At 75.0% G+C, this 14,716-nt stretch carries 12 protein-coding genes; 9 read left to right on the forward strand and 3 right to left on the reverse strand.

Annotation, left to right across the window (positions count from 1 at the left end; all coding sequences use genetic code 11):
• Positions 1 to 217 precede the first annotated feature (217 nt).
• On the forward strand, positions 218 to 3,595 hold the full coding sequence (locus HNR25_RS00245) for a DNA polymerase III subunit alpha (RefSeq protein ID WP_184632342.1): 3,378 nt from the start codon (positions 218 to 220) through the stop codon (positions 3,593 to 3,595).
• Between the two features lie 52 nt (positions 3,596 to 3,647).
• Here HNR25_RS00245 and HNR25_RS00250 read toward each other — a convergent pair whose 3' ends face one another.
• Entirely contained in the window at positions 3,648 to 4,835 is a 1,188-nt protein-coding gene (locus HNR25_RS00250) for an ROK family transcriptional regulator (RefSeq protein ID WP_184632344.1), read from the reverse strand.
• A gap of 300 nt (positions 4,836 to 5,135) precedes the next feature.
• Between HNR25_RS00250 and edd the strand changes: the two genes are divergently transcribed.
• From edd to eda, 3 genes are read left to right on the forward strand one after another with little or no spacing between them, the layout of a single operon-like run.
• Complete coding sequence (edd, locus tag HNR25_RS00255) at positions 5,136 to 6,956, forward strand: phosphogluconate dehydratase (RefSeq protein ID WP_184632346.1); 1,821 nt, start codon at positions 5,136 to 5,138, stop codon at positions 6,954 to 6,956.
• A complete protein-coding gene (gene glk, locus HNR25_RS00260) occupies positions 6,953 to 7,975 on the forward strand; it encodes a glucokinase (protein WP_184632348.1) in 1,023 nt (340 codons plus the stop codon). Before edd ends, glk begins: the two co-directional genes overlap by 4 nt.
• Positions 7,956 to 8,588, forward strand: a complete 633-nt coding sequence (gene eda, locus HNR25_RS00265; RefSeq protein WP_184632350.1) for a bifunctional 4-hydroxy-2-oxoglutarate aldolase/2-dehydro-3-deoxy-phosphogluconate aldolase — start codon at positions 7,956 to 7,958, stop codon at positions 8,586 to 8,588. The genes glk and eda overlap by 20 nt, the downstream gene beginning before the upstream one ends.
• A 99-nt stretch (positions 8,589 to 8,687) precedes the next feature.
• Here eda and pabB read toward each other — a convergent pair whose 3' ends face one another.
• Complete coding sequence (gene pabB / locus HNR25_RS00270) at positions 8,688 to 10,760, reverse strand: aminodeoxychorismate synthase component I (protein WP_184632352.1); 2,073 nt, start codon at positions 10,758 to 10,760, stop codon at positions 8,688 to 8,690.
• Positions 10,761 to 11,011: 251 nt separating this feature from the next.
• Here pabB and HNR25_RS00275 point away from each other — a divergent pair, with 251 nt between their 5' ends.
• The 5 genes from HNR25_RS00275 (at position 11,012) to HNR25_RS00295 (ending at position 14,329) form a co-directional block, all read left to right on the forward strand.
• The gene (locus tag HNR25_RS00275) at positions 11,012 to 11,263 is read left to right on the forward strand and encodes a hypothetical protein (protein ID WP_184632354.1); all 252 of its coding nucleotides are present in this window, start codon (positions 11,012 to 11,014) and stop codon (positions 11,261 to 11,263) included.
• A gap of 103 nt (positions 11,264 to 11,366) precedes the next feature.
• On the forward strand, positions 11,367 to 11,927 hold the full coding sequence (locus tag HNR25_RS00280; RefSeq protein WP_184632356.1) for a TIGR03086 family metal-binding protein: 561 nt from the start codon (positions 11,367 to 11,369) through the stop codon (positions 11,925 to 11,927).
• 171 nt (positions 11,928 to 12,098) lie between these two features.
• Positions 12,099 to 13,178, forward strand: coding sequence for a biotin synthase BioB (gene bioB, locus HNR25_RS00285; RefSeq protein ID WP_184632358.1), 1,080 nt, complete (start codon positions 12,099 to 12,101; stop codon positions 13,176 to 13,178).
• Positions 13,179 to 13,261: 83 nt separating this feature from the next.
• The gene (locus HNR25_RS00290; RefSeq protein ID WP_184632360.1) at positions 13,262 to 13,813 is read left to right on the forward strand and encodes a GNAT family N-acetyltransferase; all 552 of its coding nucleotides are present in this window, start codon (positions 13,262 to 13,264) and stop codon (positions 13,811 to 13,813) included.
• 36 nt (positions 13,814 to 13,849) lie between these two features.
• A complete protein-coding gene (locus HNR25_RS00295) occupies positions 13,850 to 14,329 on the forward strand; it encodes a GNAT family N-acetyltransferase (protein WP_312862273.1) in 480 nt (159 codons plus the stop codon).
• Between the two features lie 92 nt (positions 14,330 to 14,421).
• On the opposite strand, the gene HNR25_RS00300 is transcribed toward HNR25_RS00295, so the two are convergent.
• Positions 14,422 to 14,715, reverse strand: a complete 294-nt coding sequence (locus tag HNR25_RS00300) for a YiaA/YiaB family inner membrane protein (RefSeq protein ID WP_184632362.1) — start codon at positions 14,713 to 14,715, stop codon at positions 14,422 to 14,424.
• Position 14,716: the final 1 nt, after the last annotated feature.

The raw sequence follows: 14,716 nt of genomic DNA on the forward strand, positions 1-14,716 counted from the left end.
ACGCCGCGTGCTGCCCTTTCCACGGCGACCGCCGCTGTGGTTTCGCCTGTTCATGGTTCTATCCATGATCATCCGTGCGGTATCGTTCGTACACGAGTTCGATTTCGGCCTGTCTTCCCCGGGCGCGGCACCGACTGCCCAGCCCTGGCCGCGACAACGGGGGAGCCATGGCCGCAGCACTCGTCGCCACCGCGGCGCGCCCGGAGGGCCGCCGCTGATGACCGACGCTTTCGCCCACCTGCACACCGCCTCCGCGGCGTCGATGCGCCACGGCACCGCGCCGCCGCAGGCGCTGGTCGAGCATGCGGCCGAATCGGGCATGGACATGCTCGCGCTGACCGACCGCGACGGCCTTTACGGCGCCGTCAAGCATGTGCGCGCCTGCGAACGGACCGGGATCCGCCCCGTGCTGGGGGCCGACCTGGCCGTGGCCGCTCCCGGGGGCGGCCGGGTGGTCGTGCTGGCGCGCGGCGGGCGCGGCTGGGCCTCGCTGTGCCGTCTGGTCAGCGCCGCCCACGCCGCCGGGACGCGCGGGGTTCCCGCCGTATCGCACGCGATGGTGGCCCAGCACGCCCAAGATCTGGTCGTGCTCGCCGGGCCGGAGTCCGACGTCGGTCTGGCGGCGGCCGAGCACCACATGGAGCGCGCCCGCCGGTGCCTGCGGCGCTGGCGCGATACCGCCGAGACCGCCGTCGAACTGGTCGACCACTACGGGCCCGCCCAGCACCGCCGCGCCACCGCGATGCTGCGGCTGGCCGAGGAGACCGGCACGCTGGCGGTGCTGAGCAACGCCGTGCGCTACCCCGACCGCTCCGGCGCCGAGGTCGCCCGCGTCCTGGACGAGGCGCGGCGCCGGCTTCCCGGCGGCGGGCCGCCGCCCGAGCCCTGCGGCTCCCAGGCCTACCTGAAGGACACCGCGGAGATGGCCGGTGTCGCCGAGCGCATCTGCGGCCCCGACCGCACCGCCGTGCGGCGGCTGCTGGCCCACACCCGCGCCCTGGCCGCCTCCTGCAGCCTGGATCCCGGCGCCGACCTGGGCATGGACCGCCACCACCTGCCCGAGATCCCCGGCGCCCGCGACCGGCTGTGGCTGGCCTGCCGGGACGGCATGGACCGGCTGGGCCTGGAGGGCGACGCGCGCGCCCGCGCCCGGCTGGCCCGCGAGCTGGAGGTCATCGAGCGCAAGGGCTTCTCCGCCTATTTCCTGACCGTGGCCGACATCGCCCGCCGCATCCGCGAGAACGGCATCCGCTGCTCCATCCGCGGTTCGGGAGCGGGAAGCCTGGTCAACCGCCTGATCGGGATCTCGGCGGTGGATCCCCTGGCCCATGGTCTGCTGATGGAGCGCTTCCTGGCCGAGAGCCGCACCGGCCTGCCCGACATCGACCTGGACGTGGAGTCGGCCCGCCGGCTGGACGCCTACGGGGTGATCCTGGACGCCTACCCCGATGCCGCCTGCGTGTCGATGGCGGAGACCTACCGCGCGCGCAGCGCCATCCGCGACGCGGGATCGGTGATGGGCATCCCGCCCCACGAGATCGACGTGCTGGCCAAGGCGTTCCCGCACATCCGCGCCCGCCGGATCCGCGAAGCCTGCGCCGACCTGCCCGAGCTGCGCTCCGGCGCCCTGGCCGACTACCCGGTGGAGACGCTGTTCCGGCTGGCCGAACGGCTGGACGGGCTGCCCCGCCACATCGCCCTGCACCCCTGCGGCATCGTCGTCTCCGACTCCCTCCTGCGCGACCGCGCGCCGCTGGAGCCCAGCCGGATCGGCTACGACATGGTCCAGTACGACAAGGACGACGTCGAGGAGATGGGGCTGATCAAGCTCGACGTCATCGGGGTGCGCATGCAGTCGGCCATGACCCGCGCGCTGGCGGAGATCGAACGCACCGAAGGCCAGCGCATCGACGTGGACGCGCTGCCCGCCGACGACCCCGCGACCTATGCGATGATCCGCTCCTCGGCCACCCTGGGCTGCTTCCAGATCGAGTCGCCGGGCCAGCGCGAGCTCGTCAGCCGGCTGCGCCCCGACGGCATGGACGACCTGATCGCCGACATCTCCCTGTTCCGCCCCGGTCCGGTCAACAGCGACATGATCACCCCCTTCGTCGCCGCGCGCGACGGCGAGCGCGCTCCCGCGGCCCCCACCCCGGTGCTGGAGGGGGTGCTGGCCGATACCGGCGGGGTGGTCGTCTTCCACGAGCAGGTCATCGCCGTGCTGCACGCCATGACCGGTTGCGGGCTGGACCAGGCCGAGGCGATGCGCCGGCAGCTGGGAACCGAGGCCGGAACCGAGGAGGTGCGCCGGCGATTCACGGCCCTGGCCGGCGAATGCGGCCACAGCGAGCGGGTGATCGACGAGGTCTGGGGGATCCTCTCCTCTTTCGGCGCGTTCGGGTTCTGCAAGGCCCACGCCGCGGCCTTCGCGCTGCCCACCTACCAGTCGGCGTGGCTCAAGCGCCACCACCCGGCGGCCTTCTACGCCGGGCTCCTCACCCACGACCCGGGCATGTACCCCCGCCGCACCGTCATCGACGACGCCCGCCGCTTCGGCGTCGCGATACTGGGAACAGACGTCAACCGCTCCGAGCGCGAATGGCGGGTGGAGCCGGTGCCCCGGTGGGGTGCGCTGGGTGTCCGCGCCGCGCTGGCCGACGTCAAAGGCATCACCGACGCCGAGATCGACGCGCTGGTGGCCGGGCGCCCCTACTCGTCGCTGCACGACGTCGCCGCCCGGGCCCGCCCGTCCCGCGGGGTGCTGGAGGGACTGGTGCGGGTGGGCGCCTTCGACGCCCTCTACGGGATCGGCGCGGAGTCCGCGCGCACGGGCGGGCCCACCCGGCGCGATCTGCTGCTGCGGGTGGGTGCGCTGGAGCGCACCGCGCGCCGGCCGCTGAGCGGCGGGCAGCTGCCCATCGCTCTGGAGGCCGCCGCGGAGGAGGTCCCCCGCGACGCGGGGCTCGCACCGATGACGCCGGCGGAGGAGGTGCAGGCCGAGTTGGAGGTGCTGGGCTATGACGCCTCCCGGCACCTGCTGGACTGCTACGCCGAGCTGACCGCCGCGCTGGGGGCGCTGTGCGGCGCGGTCCGCGCCCGCGACCTGACGGCGGTCGCGTCCGGAACCCGGGTGCTGGTGCTGGGGGCGAAGGTGGCCACCCAGACCCCGGCGGTGCGGTCGGGACAGCGCATCGTCTTCACCACACTGGACGACGGCACCGGCCTGGTGGACCTGACGTTCTTCGAGTCGGTCCAGGAGCGCTGTGCCGCCACCGTCTTCGGGTCCTGGCTGCTGGCGGTGCGCGGGACGGTGCGCCGGGCCGGATCGGGCCTGCCCACGGTCAACGCCACCGACGCCTACGACCTGGAGGAGCTGGCCGAGGTCTGGAAAGAGGGCGGCGAGGACGCCGCGGCGGCGCTGCGCGAGCGGCTGGGCCGCTCGCCCGCGCACAAGCCGGTCAGCGGTGTCGGGGGGCGCCGGGTCCGCTACGCCAGCGGATACGCGCTGTCGCCCTATGCCGACGTCGCACCGGCGGGGGCGGCGGGCGCGCCCCGCAAGCTCTGGCACGCCAGCCCGGGAAGCGCCGGCCGGTGAGGGGCCGCGGGCCGCGGGCCGGGGAGGCGGGCGGCACCGGGCCGGGGAGGCGTCACCGCCGTGCGGCGATGCGGGCGTTGACGGCTTCGGGCGCGAGGACGTGTTCCAGCGCCATGGCGGCGGCGCCGCGCAGGCCCGCCTCTTCGCCGCTGCGGTTGCCGACGACGCGCAGCTGGCGGGTGGCCAGCGGGATGGAGCGCTGGAACACGACCTCGCGCACGCCGGCCACGAGGTGGTCGTGGGCCCGGTCCAGCAGCCCGCCCAGCACGATCACCTCGGGGTTGAGCAGGTTGACCGCGCCGGCCAGCACCTCGCCGAGGCGGCGTCCGGCCTGGCGCACCAGTGCAGCGGCGGCGGAGTCGCCCTCGTGGGCCAGCGCGGCCAGCTCGGCGACCCCGCCGGCACGGCGGTCCCGGGCGTTCATACGCGCCAGCAGCGCCGGGCCGGCGGCCACGGCTTCCAGGCAGTCGGTACCGCCGCACCGGCAGGGGGTGCCGTCGCCGTCGCGCACCGGGATGTGCCCGATCTCCCCGGCGGCGCCCAGCGATCCGCGCAGCAGCTCGCCGCCGGCGACGATGCCCGCGCCGATGCCGGTGGAGACCTTGACGAACAGGAGGTCGCCGACGCCGGGGTGCACGGCGCGGTGCTCGCCCAGGGCCATGACGTTGACGTCGTTGTCGATCAGGACGGGTGCGGGGAACCACTCGGCCACCAGGGACGCGATGTCGACGCCGCCCCAGTCGGCCAGCACCGGCGGGGTCTCGGCGCGCCCGGTGGCGAACTCGACGGTGCCGGGCAGGCCGATGCCGCTGCCGCAGACGTCGCCGGTGCCGCGGCCGCATTCCTCCAGCAGCCGCTGCCAGGTCTCCAGCAGCCAGGGCAGCGCGGCACGGGGGCCGTATTCGAGCTCGGGCGAGCCGCTGTCGCCGGCGAGCAGGCGCCCGCTCAGGTCGCAGACGGCGGCCTGGCTGTGCGAGACGCCCAGCGCGGCCGCGAGGACGACGCCTCCTGCGGCGTCGAACTCCAGGCGGGCGGGCGGACGCCCGCCTTGGGAGGGCGCGGCGCGGTCCTCGGAGACCAGGCCGTGGCGCAGCAGCTCGGTGACGCGCAGCGCGACGGCGGGGCGGGAGAGTCCGGTGGCGCGCCCGATCTCGGTGCGGGTGGCGGCCTCGCCGCTGCGGATCAGCTCAAGCACGTGCCCGCTGGACGCGGGGGCGGATGCGGCCTTGCTACGGGGCATGCCTCATTGAACCATGCTTGCGCATGGAGACGACCAGAATATGTGCACTTCTGTAAAAGAATGTTCATAAGTTAAGGTTGTCTGGAACCTGAAGTGCCCGATACCTTTCCAGAGGCTCTGCGTCCGACCGCGGCGCGCCCGCCGGCCGCCGATCCCCGCACCCCCTGTGCCGACCGGCCCCTGGAGTACCGCCGCGTCCCCGGCTCCGCGTGCACGCCGCACCGCAGGCGGCGCCGCGGAGGCCGGGCGCGGCCCTCCGGGTGCGTCCGGCCCCTTTCCCAGCCACCGAACGGAGCCCGCATGACCACGCCCCATCCGCGTATAGCCGAGGTCACCCGGCGCATCGCCGAACGCAGCGCCGACACCCGCGCCGCCTACCTGGAGCGGATGCGCGCCGCCGCCGCGGAGGGCCCCGCCCGCCAGGGCCTGGGCTGCACGAACCTCGCCCACGGCTTCGCCGCCTGCGGGCCGGGCGACAAGCTCTCCCTGGGCCACACCGCCAAGCCCAACATCGCGATCGTGTCGGCCTACAACGACATGCTCTCGGCCCATCAGCCGCTGGCCGACTACCCCGCCCAGCTCAAGCGGGCCGTCGCCGAGGCCGGCGGTGTCGCCCAGTTCGCCGGCGGCGTGCCGGCGATGTGCGACGGCATCACCCAGGGCCGCGACGGTATGGAACTGTCGCTGTTCAGCCGCGACGTCATCGCGATGGCCACCGGCGTCGCGCTCTCCCACGACATGTTCGACGGCGCGCTGATGCTGGGCGTATGCGACAAGATCGTTCCCGGGTTGCTGATCGGCGCGCTGACCTTCGGCCACCTCCCGGTGGCGTTCGTGCCCGCCGGCCCCATGCCCTCCGGCCTGCCCAACAAGGCCAAGGCGGCGGTCCGCCAGCGCTACACCGAGGGCAAGGCCGACCGCGCCGAGCTGCTGCAGGCCGAGTCGGAGGCCTACCACGCGCCGGGCACCTGCACCTTCTACGGCACCGCCAACTCCAACCAGATACTCATGGAGGTCATGGGCCTGCATCTGCCCGGCGCCAGCTTCGAGCAGCCGGGAAGCGGGCTGCGCACCGCGCTGACCGACGAGGCCGGGCGGGCGGTGACGGGCCTGACCGCGCTGGGCGGGCAGTACACCCCCGTCAGCGAGGTCGTCGACGAGCGCGCCGTCGTCAACGCGGTGGTGGCACTGCTGGCCACCGGCGGATCGACCAACCACACCCTGCACCTGGTGGCCGTGGCCCAGGCCGCCGGAATCGAACTGACCTGGGACGACTTCGCGGCGCTGTCGGAGGTCGTGCCGCTGCTGACCCGGATGTATCCCAACGGCGCCGCCGACGTGAACCGGTTCCACGAGGTCGGCGGGATGCCGTACCTGATCGCCCAGCTGCTGGACAGCGGACTGCTGCACGAGGACGTCGCCACGGTCGCCGGCCGCGGTCTGACCCGCTACCGCCGGCGCCCCGTGCTCGGCGACGACGGCCTCGCCTGGGGCGAGGAGCCCGCGGAGAGCACCGACACCACCGTGCTGCGCGCCGCCGGCGACCCCTTCAGCGCCGACGGCGGGCTGCGCATGGTCCGCGGCAATCTGGGCCGGGCGGTCGTCAAGGTCTCGGCGGTGGAGCCGGAGAACCGCGTCGTCGAGGCGCCCGCGCGCGTCTTCGACAGCCAGGCGCAGCTGCAGGACGCCTTCGCCGCCGGGGAGCTGGACGGCGACGTGGTGGCGGTCGTGCGCTTCCAGGGCCCTCGGGCCAACGGCATGCCCGAGCTGCACAAGCTGACCCCCACGCTCGGAGTGCTCCAGGACCGCGGACACAAGGTCGCACTGGTCACCGACGGCCGCATGTCCGGCGCGTCGGGCAAGGTCCCGGCCGCCATCCACATCTCCCCCGAGGCCGCGTCCGGCGGCCCGCTGTCGCGGGTGCGCGACGGCGACCTCCTCCGCGTGGACGCCGAGGCGGGCACCCTGGAGGCGCTGGGCGCCGACGATCTGGACGAGCGCCCCGCGGCCGAACCGACCGTGGACTCCTCCGCCGGCACCGGCCGCGAGCTCTTCTCCGCCTTCCGCGCGTCCGTGGGGCCGGCCGAGCGGGGCGCCGGCGTGTTCGGGGCGCTGCGGTGAGCCGCCCCCAGCCGCCCTCGCGGGGGCGCCCCTGGCTCGTCGCCGACATCGGCGGCACCAACGCCCGCTTCGGGCTGGTCGATACTCCCGGCGCCCGCCCGGAACGGGTGCGCCGCCTGGACGGGGCCGACCACGCCGACCTCGCCGCGGCGGCGACGGCCTACCTGGAGCAGGTCGGCGCATCCGCGGCGCCGGGCGCGGCGTGCGTGGCGGTGGCCGGCCCCGTCGGCGGCGACCGGGTCCGGCTGACCAACTCCCACTGGGACTTCTCGGTCGCGGCCACCCGCGACCGGCTGGGCCTGGACCATCTGGAGGTCGTCAACGACTTCGCGGCGCTGGCCCTGTCGCTGCCGCGACTGGGCGGCGACGGCGACCTGGTGTCGCTGGGCGGCCCCGCAGCGGCCCCCTGCGGCCCCAAGGCCGTGCTGGGTCCGGGCACCGGTCTGGGCGTGGCGGGGCTGGTTCCGGCCGAGGGCGCCGGGTGGGTCCCGGTGCCCGGCGAGGGCGGCCACGTCGACGTTCCGGCGATCGACGAGCGCGAGTGGGAGGTGGTGCGCCTGCTGCGCGCCCGGCAGGGCTCGGTCACCGCCGAATGCCTGCTGTGCGGGCCCGGGCTGAGCCGGCTGCACGGGGCGCTGGCCGAGGTGCGCGGCGTGCGCGCGCCGGAGCGCACCGCCGCCGAGGTCTGCGCCGAGGCGCCCGGCGACCCGCTGTGCGCCGAGGCGCTGGACGTGTTCTGCTGCCTGCTGGGCGGCTTCGCCGGAAACGCCGCGCTGAGCCTGGGCGCGACCGGAGGCGTGTTCCTGGGCGGGGGGATCCTTCCCCGTATCATCCCCGTGGTGCGCTCCAGCGGCTTCCGGCGCCGCTTCGAGGACAAGCACCGCATGACCGACTACCTGCACGGCATCGCCACGCAGCTGATCGTGGCGCAGGACCCGGCGCTGCTGGGCGCGTCCGCCCGGCTCGACCAGCGCCTCGCAACCGGACAAGGAGGCGCGTATGAACCCGCGCAGCAGTGAGGACCTGTTCGATCTCGCCCCGGTGGTGCCGGTGGTGGTCCTCTCCGACGCCGCCGACGCGGTGCCGCTGGCCCGCGCACTGGTGGCCGGCGGGCTGCCGGCGGTGGAGGTGACACTGCGCACCGACGCCGCACTCGGCTCGATCGAGCGCATCGCCGCCGAGGTCCCCGGCGCCGTCGTCGGCGCGGGCACGGTGACCTCGCCCGAGCAGGCCGAGCGGGCCGCGGCCGCCGGGGCCGGATTCCTGGTCTCCCCCGGTTGCACCGCCGGGCTGTACGAGGCGATGGCCGCCACCGGGCTCCCGGCGCTGCCGGGGGTGTCCACGGCGTCGGAGGCGATGGCGCTGCTGGAGCGCGGGGCCACGGCGCTGAAGTTCTTCCCGGCCGAGGCGGCCGGGGGGCGGGCCTATGTGAAGTCGCTGGCGGGCCCGCTGCCGCAGGTGCGCTTCTGCCCCACCGGCGGGGTCACCGCGGCCTCGGCGCCGGACTACTTGGCGCTGCCCAACGTGGGCTGTGTCGGCGGCACGTGGCTGACTCCGGCCGAGGCGCTGGCCGGCGGCGACTGGGCGCGCGTGCAGGAGCTGGCGCGCGAGGCGGCGGCGCTGGGGGCGTGACCCGCTCCGCTCCCGCCGCGGCGGCGGTGGGCGGGACCGGTCGGCCCGGCCCGCACCCCGGTGCCCGGAGCGCGGCCGGCGCTCCGGGCACCGGGCCCCCTACCCGCCGCTGAGCGGGACGGCGGCCTTGAGCAGCATCTCGGCGTACTCCTCCTGCGGCACCGAGTCGAGCACGACGGCCCCGCCGGCGCCGACGTCCAGTCCCGCCCCCCGCCGCACGGCCGTGCGGATGACGATGCTCAGGTCGGCGGTGCCCTGGTGGGACAGGTAGCCCAGGGCTCCGGAGTACACGCCGCGCGCCGAGTTCTCCAGGCGGTCGATGATCTCCATCGTGCGCACCTTGGGCGCGCCGGTCATCGACCCGCCGGGAAAGCACGCCCGCACCGCGTCGACGGGGTGGGTGTCGGCGCGCAGCCGCCCGCGCACGGTCGAGACGAGCTGGTGCACGGTGCTGTAGGACTCGGTGTACATGAACCGCGGCACGTCGACGGTGCCGACCTCGCACACCCGGCCCAGGTCGTTGCGGAGCAGATCGACGATCATCAGGTTCTCGGCGCGGGTTTTGGCGCCGATGCGCAGCTCGCGGGCGCGGCGGGCGTCGGTTCCGGGGTCGGCGCTGCGCGGCGCGGTGCCCTTGATGGGCCGGCTCTCGGCGACCGCGTCGGCGCCGATGCGCAGGAACCGCTCGGGCGAGGCGCTGTGCACCGTCGTGTCCCCCAGCTGCAGCAGTGCTGCGTAGGGGGCGGGTGCGGCGCGGCGCAGGCGCCGGTAGAAGGCGAGGTCGTCGGCCGGCGCCGGGGCGCGCATCCGGTTGGTCAGGCAGATCTCGTAGCTCTCGCCTTCCTCCAGTCGGCGCAGGCACTCCTTGACGTCGGTGAGGTAGCCCTCGCGGCTGCGCTCCAGCAGCGGCTCCAGGTCCGCATCGCCGCCGGCGGGGGCCGTCCCGGGCGGCGGATCCGATGCCGGAGCGAGCGCGGCCAGAATCCGCCGCGTCTGTGCGGCCCATTCCGCGGCGCCGGGGCCGCGGGCCACGAGGTAGGTGCTGTCGCGTTCGTGGTCGACGGCGATCAGGCGGTCGCAGCGCAGCCAGACGGCGTCGGGCGCCGGAGAGCGGTGGGCGGCCGCTCCGCCGCAGTCGGCCTTGAGTTCGTAGCCGAAGTAGCCGACGTAGCCGCCGGTGAAGTCGAACGGCAGCCCGCCGGGCGGCGGCGCGGGCCGTGCCGGCAAGCGCCGCCGCAGCGCGTCGAAGATCGTGCCGGGCTCGCGGCGCGGGGGACCGTCCGCGGGCGTGACGGTGACGGCTCCCTCGCCGGTGCGGTAGGTCAGTACCTCGCCGCCGGGGCCCTGGGCGTCGCCCAGGAACGAGAACCGGGCGGGGCCGCCGGTGCGGCTGCTGTCCAGCCAGAAGGCGTGGGGGCTGCGGGCGTAGAGGCGGGCGAAGGCGGCTTCGGTGTCGACCGCGCGGTCCAGGACCCGCACGCGGGGCGGCTCGGGCGGCGCCGCGGGGGCGGCGTGCGCCGCGGGGGCGGCCGGTGCTGCCGCGCCGGTACCGGCCGCCGTCGCGGCGGCGGCCGGGGCCCCGGGGCGGGATTCGCGGGCCAGGCGCAGGAAGTTGGCGACCAGGTCGGCGCCGTGCTCGCCGGCGACCGACTCGGGGTGGAACTGCACACCCCACCGCGGCAGGGCGCGGTGTCGGGCGGCCATGACGACGCCGTCCTCGGCGAAGGCGGTCGCGGCCAGCTCCGGCGGCAGCGGGGTGCGCGCGGCCAGCGAGTGGTAGCGCACCGCCGTGAAGTCCTGTTCCAGCCCGGCGAAGAGGCCGGATCCGTCGTGGCGGATGCGGCTGAGATAGCCGTGGCGGGCGGCCGGGGCGAGGGCGACCGCACCCCCGGCGAGGTGGACCAGCGCCTGGTGGCCCAGGCACACGCCCAGCACGGGCACGGCCGGCGCGGAGCTCAGGGCTGCCCCGAGCAGCCCCAGGTCGCGGTTCCGGGCGGGATGGCCGGGTCCGGGCGAGACGACCACGGCGGCGTAGGCCTCCAGGGCCCCGTCCGCGCCCAGGCGGGGGTCGTCGTTGGCCCGCACGTCGGGTTCGGCTCCCGCCGCGCGCGCGATCAGCTGGAACAGGTTGTAGGTGTAGGAGTCGTGATTGTCCACGAGCAGTATCCGCATGCGGCTCCCGCGGGGTCGGCGGCGCATTCCAGGCTACGGTTCGCCGCTCGGCTCCCCCGCCGCCGGGGCGGCAGCACACGTGCTGCCGTTTACCGCATCCCCGCCCCGGAACCCGTTCTGACCTGCTGGTTCTTGTTCCGGACATCGGACAATGCGCCATCTGTCACCTCCAGTACCCGTTCCGATGCCCGGTCTCGGGCGGGGTGCTGCGACACTGGACGCCACGCGCCCCGCACACCCCGGAAGGACACATGCACGCGCCCTCCAGCCTCTTCGGCCACCTCGTGGCCCTGATGCACGCCACCGGCGACGCGGTCGTCGCCGTGTCCGCGGCGGGAACGGCACGCGTCTGCCCGCGTGCCGAGCTCGGCGCGACCGAGCGCGAGGCCTACTCCCGCGAGCTGCTGCTCGCCGAAGGCGTCGTCCCCACACCGGCCGCGCTGCACGACGTGATGGCCCGCATCGCCGCCGAACTCGGCGACGGCTGGGACCTGGTCGCCTGAACCGCCCGCGCTCCCGCGCCGCCGCGAGTTGGTTGTCGCCGCCGTCCGGCGGGTAGTGTCACGCACCGCCCATGTGCACAGCCCGAGGGGGAGCGAGCGACCGATGACCGATCTGCTGGAGTTGCACGGCCAGGCCATGGCGGAGTTCGACCGCCGGGTCCGCGCCATCCGGGTCACGCAGTGGGGATCGCCCACGCCGTGCTCGGAGTGGGACGTCCACGACCTGCTCAACCACCTCACCGGTGAGCAACTGTGGGTGCCTTTCCTGCTCGCCGGCGGCACCATCGAAGAGGCCGGCGACCGCTACGACGGCGATCTGCTCGGCGAGGAGCCCGTCGCCACCTGGGAGGTCGCCTCGCGCGAGTCCCGCTCGGCCTGGCTGCAGCCGGGCGCCCTGGAACGGACCGTGCACCTGTCCTTCGGCGACGCCCCGGGCGAGCTCTACCTCTGGCAGATGACCTTCGACCTGGCGGTACACGCCTGGGATCTGGCCCGCGCCGTCGGCGCCGACGAGAAGATCGACCCCGCCCTGGCCGAGGCCCTGGTGGACTGGCTGGGCGGGCAGAGCCCCGGCGCCGGAGCCCTGTTCGACCCGCCGGCGCCGGTGGAGGCCGACGCCGACGCCCAGACACGGCTGCTGGCGCTGACCGGGCGCCGCGTCTGACCGGCGCCGCCCGCGGGGCACGGCGCGCCTGCGGGCGGCGGTGCCCCGCCCCGGTGCCGGATGCGCGGTGTTCGCCGCAGGCGCGCCGGCGGCGGGCTACAAACCCCGGCGGTGCGACTTTGGCCGTTTCGGGCAGTGCCCTGCGCCGCGCGCCGGAGCAGGATCGTGGTCATGCGCCAATCCGACCACCGGCCCTCGGCGGCCGCACTCGCCCAGGCCGCCCTGCGCCGTGAACGCCCCTCCCGCACCGACCTGCTCAGCGTTCTGTCCTGGCCCGACGCGGAGCTGCTGGAGCTGGTCGCGGCCGTCGGCCGGGTCCGCCGCCGCTTCTTCGGCGACCGCGTCAAGCTCAACTACCTCGTCAACCTGAAAAGCGGGCTGTGCCCCGAGGACTGCACCTACTGCTCGCAGCGGCTGGGCTCCGACGCCGACATCGTCAGCTACAGCTGGCTCGGCACCGAGGAGACCCGCCGGGCCGCCGCCAGCGGCGTCGAGGGCGGCGCGTCGCGGGTCTGCCTGGTGGCCAGCGGCCGCGGCCCCACCGACCGCGACATCGACCGCCTGACCCCGGCCATCGCCCGGATCAAGGAGGAGCACCCGGGTGTGGACGTGTGCGCCTGCCTGGGACTGCTCTCGTCGGGCCAGCCCGAGCGGCTGCGCGACGCCGGCGTCGACGCCTACAACCACAACCTCAACACCTCCGGTGAGCGCTACGCCGACATCTGCTCCACCCACGGCTTCGCCGACCGCGTCGCGACGGTGCAGCGGGCCGCCCAGGCGGGCCTGTCGCCGTGCTCGGGACTGATCGCGGGCATGGGGGAAGGCGACGACGACCTCGTCGACGCGCTGGAGGAGCTGCGCGAGCTCGATCCCGACTCGGTCCCGGTCAACTTCCTCATCCCCTTCGACGGCACCCCGCTGGCCGGACACTGGGAACTGACGCCGCAGCGGTGCCTGCGCGTCCTCGCCGCCGCCCGGCTGGTCTTTCCCGACGTGGAGGTGCGCTTGGCCGGCGGCCGCGAGATCCACCTGCGCAGCCTGCAGCCGCTTGCGCTGCACCTGGCCAACTCGATCTTCCTGGGCGACTATCTGACCAGTGAGGGCGGCCCCGGCGCCGCCGACCTGGAGACGGTGCGCGACGCCGGATTCCGGGTGCAGGGCGCCGACGAGCCGAGCCTGCCCGCGCACCGGCTCGACCTGGTGCGTCCGCGCCGCCGCGGCGCCGGCACCGACCGACCGCCCAACGCCTGAGCGCCCACCGGCCTTCCCGGACCGCCCGGCCGGGCACGCGCCGTACGGCGCGTGCCCGACCGAACACGGCTTAGGATCGGCGCATGGACGACGACGTCTGGCTGCGGACTCCGCGGCTGGTGCTGCGCGGCTGGCGGGACGCCGACCGGGAGCCCTTCGCCCAGCTCAACGCCGACCCCGAGGTGATGGCGCACTTCCCGGCCGTGCTGACCCGCGCGGAGTCCGACACGCGCGCCGACCGCATCGAGGCCGACCTGGCCGAGCACGGATTCGGCCTGTGGGCGCTGGAGGTCGCTGCGACCGGCGCGTTCATCGGCTTCGCCGGGCTGAACCCGGCGCGCTTCCCCGCGCATTTCACCCCGGCCGTGGAGGTCGGCTGGCGGCTGGCCCGGCACGCGTGGGGCTACGGCTACGCCACCGAGGCCGCGCGCGCCGCCGTCGCGTTCGGGTTCGACCGCTGCGGAACGGAGGAGATCGTATCCTTCACCTCCCGCACCAACGTGCGCTCCCAAGCGGTGATGCGGCGGTTGGGCATGCGCTGCGACTCCGCCGACGACTTCGACCACCCGCAGCTTCCCGCAGGCCACCGGCTCACACCGCACGTGCTCTACCGCCTCTCGGCCGACGACGTGTAACCCGGTGGAAACAGCGGCGGACTATCCTCGCCGCCCGTGCACATCGAGATCACGGAAATGCCCTGGGACGATCCCGTCGGCGTCCGTCTGCGCAGCGACCAGGAACGCGAAACCGCCGCGCGCTACGGCGGCGATCTGGAGCAGGGCGCCAAGCCTTCGGCGGAGACCACCGCGGTGTTCCTGGCCGCGACCGAACCCGGCGGCGGGGTGGTGGGCTGCGGCGCGCTGCGCCGCCTGGACGAGCGCACCTTCGAGCTGAAGCGGATGTATGTGGTGCCGGCCCGGCGAGGCCGGCGAATCGGCGAAGCGCTGCTGCATGCGCTGGAGGACGCCGGCCGCGAGCGCGGCGCGACGCGGATGCGCTTGGAGACCGGCGTGGAGCAGCCCGAGGCGATGCGCCTCTACGAGCGCTGCGGTTACAGCCGGATTCCGCTGTACGGCCCGTATACGGGCTGTGCGGCGAGCGTCTGTTACGAACGGGACCTGCGGGCGGACCGCGAGCGGGCGCAGGTCTGATTCCGCCGGCGCCGGGGCGCCGCCTCCCCGGATTCCCGCCCCGGTGCCGCCGGGGCGGGCGGCGCCGCTGTAGGCGCCGGTCCGCTCCGCGGTCAGGAGGTTTCGGTCTTGAAGGGGTCGTGCTCGGCCAGCAGCTTGTCCAGGCGCGCCTGGTCCACCCGGCCGTGCACGGTCGACTCCTCCTGCCGGTCGCGCACGCACTTGGCCAGAGTGAACGCCGAAGTGATCACGTAGAGCAGGCCCAGTGCGAGGAACGCGCGCATCCACGGGTCGACGGGCAGGAAGGCCACGCCCGTCGCCACAGCGGCGGCCGAGACGCCGAACGACAGCGCGGCCTGGACGAAGAACGCCTGTGTGTTGGTGGGTCGTACCTGTGTGGTGCTCATG

The sequence above is a fragment of the Streptomonospora salina genome, from assembly GCF_014204715.1.
In the GTDB taxonomy this organism is placed as follows: domain Bacteria; phylum Actinomycetota; class Actinomycetes; order Streptosporangiales; family Streptosporangiaceae; genus Streptomonospora; species Streptomonospora salina.

Excerpts from the sequence above, each read along its gene's own strand:
- HNR25_RS00250 (WP_184632344.1), bottom strand. The coding sequence starts at position 4,835 with ATGCCCCGTAGCAAGGCCGCATCCGCCCCCGCGTCCAGCGGGCACGTG.
- HNR25_RS00275 (WP_184632354.1), top strand. The coding sequence starts at position 11,012 with ATGCACGCGCCCTCCAGCCTCTTCGGCCACCTCGTGGCCCTGATGCAC.
- HNR25_RS00245 (WP_184632342.1), top strand. The coding sequence starts at position 218 with ATGACCGACGCTTTCGCCCACCTGCACACCGCCTCCGCGGCGTCGATG.
- HNR25_RS00290 (WP_184632360.1), top strand. The coding sequence starts at position 13,262 with ATGGACGACGACGTCTGGCTGCGGACTCCGCGGCTGGTGCTGCGCGGC.
- bioB (WP_184632358.1), top strand. The coding sequence starts at position 12,099 with ATGCGCCAATCCGACCACCGGCCCTCGGCGGCCGCACTCGCCCAGGCC.
- edd (WP_184632346.1), top strand. The coding sequence starts at position 5,136 with ATGACCACGCCCCATCCGCGTATAGCCGAGGTCACCCGGCGCATCGCC.
- pabB (WP_184632352.1), bottom strand. The coding sequence starts at position 10,760 with ATGCGGATACTGCTCGTGGACAATCACGACTCCTACACCTACAACCTG.
- HNR25_RS00280 (WP_184632356.1), top strand. The coding sequence starts at position 11,367 with ATGACCGATCTGCTGGAGTTGCACGGCCAGGCCATGGCGGAGTTCGAC.
- HNR25_RS00300 (WP_184632362.1), bottom strand. The coding sequence starts at position 14,715 with ATGAGCACCACACAGGTACGACCCACCAACACACAGGCGTTCTTCGTC.
- eda (WP_184632350.1), top strand. The coding sequence starts at position 7,956 with ATGAACCCGCGCAGCAGTGAGGACCTGTTCGATCTCGCCCCGGTGGTG.